This is a genomic window from Treponema sp. (assembly GCF_045657965.1).
In the GTDB taxonomy this organism is placed as follows: Bacteria; Spirochaetota; Spirochaetia; order Treponematales; family Treponemataceae; genus Treponema_D.
The window spans coordinates 1-2,856 of record NZ_JAZOUG010000224.1; the positions used below are offsets into that span (position 1 = coordinate 1).

4 protein-coding genes are annotated in these 2,856 nt (G+C 42.3%); all 4 read left to right on the top strand.

Annotated elements, in window-relative coordinates:
- Positions 1 to 564: restriction endonuclease subunit S (locus ACKI5B_RS08240; protein WP_407427646.1), on the top strand; the 564-nt coding region annotated here is incomplete at its 5' end.
- Positions 554 to 1,588, top strand: coding sequence for a PDDEXK nuclease domain-containing protein (locus ACKI5B_RS08245; RefSeq protein WP_407427648.1), 1,035 nt, complete (start codon positions 554 to 556; stop codon positions 1,586 to 1,588). The genes ACKI5B_RS08240 and ACKI5B_RS08245, both read left to right, overlap by 11 nt.
- Before the next feature lie 9 nt (positions 1,589 to 1,597).
- Complete coding sequence (locus ACKI5B_RS08250; protein ID WP_407427650.1) at positions 1,598 to 2,020, top strand: Rrf2 family transcriptional regulator; 423 nt, start codon at positions 1,598 to 1,600, stop codon at positions 2,018 to 2,020.
- Complete coding sequence (locus tag ACKI5B_RS08255; protein ID WP_407427652.1) at positions 2,020 to 2,841, top strand: protein-ADP-ribose hydrolase; 822 nt, start codon at positions 2,020 to 2,022, stop codon at positions 2,839 to 2,841. The genes ACKI5B_RS08250 and ACKI5B_RS08255 overlap by 1 nt, the downstream gene beginning before the upstream one ends.
- The last annotated feature ends 15 nt before the right edge of the window (positions 2,842 to 2,856 follow it).

Consider the following 2,856-nt stretch of genomic DNA (forward strand, 5'->3'; position numbering starts at 1 on the left):
CACAATATTCTTTCATCTGAAATTGTAGAAAACAGCGGAGAGATTCCCTATCTATGTGCCAGCGCAGAAAACAATGGTGTAAGTTCATATATTTCATTTAATGAAGATTTGCTGGAAGAAGGTAATTGCATTTTTATTGGCGGAAAAACTTTTGTCGTCAGTTATCAGAAAGATGATTTCTTCTCAAATGACAGCCACAATCTTGCATTGTATTTAAAAGATGCAGATGTTACAAAAGCAAATCAACTGTATCTTGCTTCTTGCGTTACAAAAAGTCTTTCGCACAAATATTCTTGGGGAAACAGCATAAGCAATGCAAAAATCAAGAATGATAAGATCATGCTCCCAGTAAAAGACGGCAATCCTGATTATGATTCAATGGAAACATTCATCTCCGCCGTGCAGAAACTCGTAATAAAAGATGTTGTTCAGTACGCAGACAAAAAAATTGCGGCAACAAAAGATGTAGTTTCAAAAGAAACGGCATATCAAATCCCAGAATCTTATGGTGCATTAAAAGTTGCAGAGCCTGAATTACCTTACGGAGAACGTTATGAAAAATGAAGTAATGAAAAACAAAACAAATTTGCAAAACGATAAAAAAGTCGATGAACTTGCAGACAGCATCGTCCAAATTGTAACGGAAGCAAGAGCATCTGCTTCTAAATACATCAATACTGCACTTGTAAAGACATATTGGAAAATCGGACAATACATCGTGGAATTTGAGCAGGGCGGAAATTCAAAATCAAAATACGGCTCGTCTTTGCTCACAAAACTTGCAAAAATACTAACAGCCAGACTTGGAAGCGGTTTTAGTCGTCCAAATCTGAATAATATGCGTAAATTTTATCTAGTTTATCCAATTTGTCAGACGATTTCTAACAATTTGAATTGGTCACAAATTTGCGAGCTTATCACAATAGACGATGAACTTGAACGCAGTTTTTATGAAAAAGAGTGTATTAAAGAAAACTGGAATGTAAAAGCCTTGCGTCGTCAGATGGATTCTGGTTTGTTTTTGCGGCTGGCTGCGAGCAAAGACAAAGAAGGCATTTTAGCACTTGCAGAAAAAGGTGTCGAAATTCAAAAGCCAGAAGACATTGTAAAAGACACCTACACTCTGGAGTTCTTAGGCTTGCCCGATATCAACCGTTATTCTGAAAGTGATTTGGAACAGCGTATCATCGACAATTTGCAAACATTCTTGCTTGAACTTGGCAAGGGATTTGCATTCATCGGTCGGCAATATCCGCTTACAATCAACAATGTGCATTATTATGTTGATTTAGTTTTCTATCATCGTATCCTAAAATGCTTCGTATTGATTGATTTGAAGAAGAATTCCGTTAAACACGAGGACATCGGGCAAATGAATATGTATATGGGCTATTTCGCAAACGAAGAAAACGAGCCTGACGACAATCCTCCTGTCGGAATCATTTTGAGCCGCAATAAAGACGAGCTTCTTGTTGAGTATGCAACCTACGGCATGGATTCAAATCTCTTTGTTTCAAAATACGAGTTGTATTTGCCGAATCGAGAAGAATTGAAAAAACTGGTAAGCGGTATTTTAGACAGCAAATAAGGACTTATTATGAAAATCAGCGTAAGATTTACGGCAGCGGTTCATACCCTGCTCTGCATTTATTATTTTTCAAAAGATAACCGTGTTACTTCGGAATTCATTTCGGGAAGTACTGGAGTAAATGCTGTTATTATCAGAAAGATTCTGCTCCAGCTCCAGAAGGCGGGACTTGTCGAAACTGCAGCCGGCGTGGGCGGTTCAAAGCTTTCTCGCGAGGCAGAAAAAATCACACTTCTTGATGTATACAACGCAATCAACGAAGGCGAAGAAGAACGGGAAGTGTTCAACTTTCATCCTGCCCCAAACCCAGCCTGCCCGATTGGAAAAAACATTCACCGCGTTTTAGACCCGGCTCTGGAAAATGCCCAAAAAGCAATGGAAGCAGAACTTGCAAAGACAACGATTGCTGACCTTGCAGGAGAAATCAAATAATGACACAGACAGAACGCAGAAGATTTTTGATTGAATATCTCCTGAATGAAAGCCCGCGCTACAAGAACGTCGAAATCCCAGAAGACGAAGCCGGACAGAAATCTCTTTTGCGCTCTCTTATGAATGTACGGGAACCTCTTCCCATAACTGATGAGTTCTTGCGCATTCAGGATGAATACTTACAGGAAACAAACCGCTCGCACGGAATTACAGATATTGCAGAGCTGGAACCGGTTAGTGGTTTCGCCCCTTCGACAGAGTTCAGGGACCGCAAGCTCAACCACCGTAACGACCTCTATCTCTGGCGTGGCGACATCACCACCTTGCGCGTAGGAGCAATCGTAAATGCCGCAAACAGCGGAATGACCGGATGCTGGCAGCCCTGCCACTCGTGCATCGACAACTGCATCCACACCTTTGCCGGAATCCAGCTGCGAAAAGTATGTGCCGACATCATGCAAAAACAGGGACACGAAGAGCCGACCGGAAGCGCAAAAATCACCCCGGCATTCAATCTTCCCTGCAATTACGTTCTTCACACCGTAGGCCCTATAATTTCCGGCCCGCTCACACAGCGCGACTGCGAACTTTTAGCATCCTGCTACACAAGCTGCCTCGACCTCGCAGAACAGAACAATGTGCAATCTATCGCCTTCTGCTGCATTTCCACCGGAGTCTTCCATTTCCCAGCCGACCGTGCCGCTCAGATTGCCGTCCAGACCGTAGAAAACTGGAAACGCGAACACGACAGTGGAATCAAAGTCGTTTTCAACGTATTCAGCGAAAAGGACGAAGCAATTTACAGGGAAATCCTATTCTAAAATTTCCCCTTCACG

What these genes read in the sequence shown, in the direction of transcription:
- ACKI5B_RS08250 (WP_407427650.1), top strand. Translation starts at nt 1,598, where the DNA reads ATGAAAATCAGCGTAAGATTTACGGCAGCGGTTCATACCCTGCTCTGC.
- ACKI5B_RS08255 (WP_407427652.1), top strand. Translation starts at nt 2,020, where the DNA reads ATGACACAGACAGAACGCAGAAGATTTTTGATTGAATATCTCCTGAAT.
- ACKI5B_RS08245 (WP_407427648.1), top strand. Translation starts at nt 554, where the DNA reads ATGAAAAATGAAGTAATGAAAAACAAAACAAATTTGCAAAACGATAAA.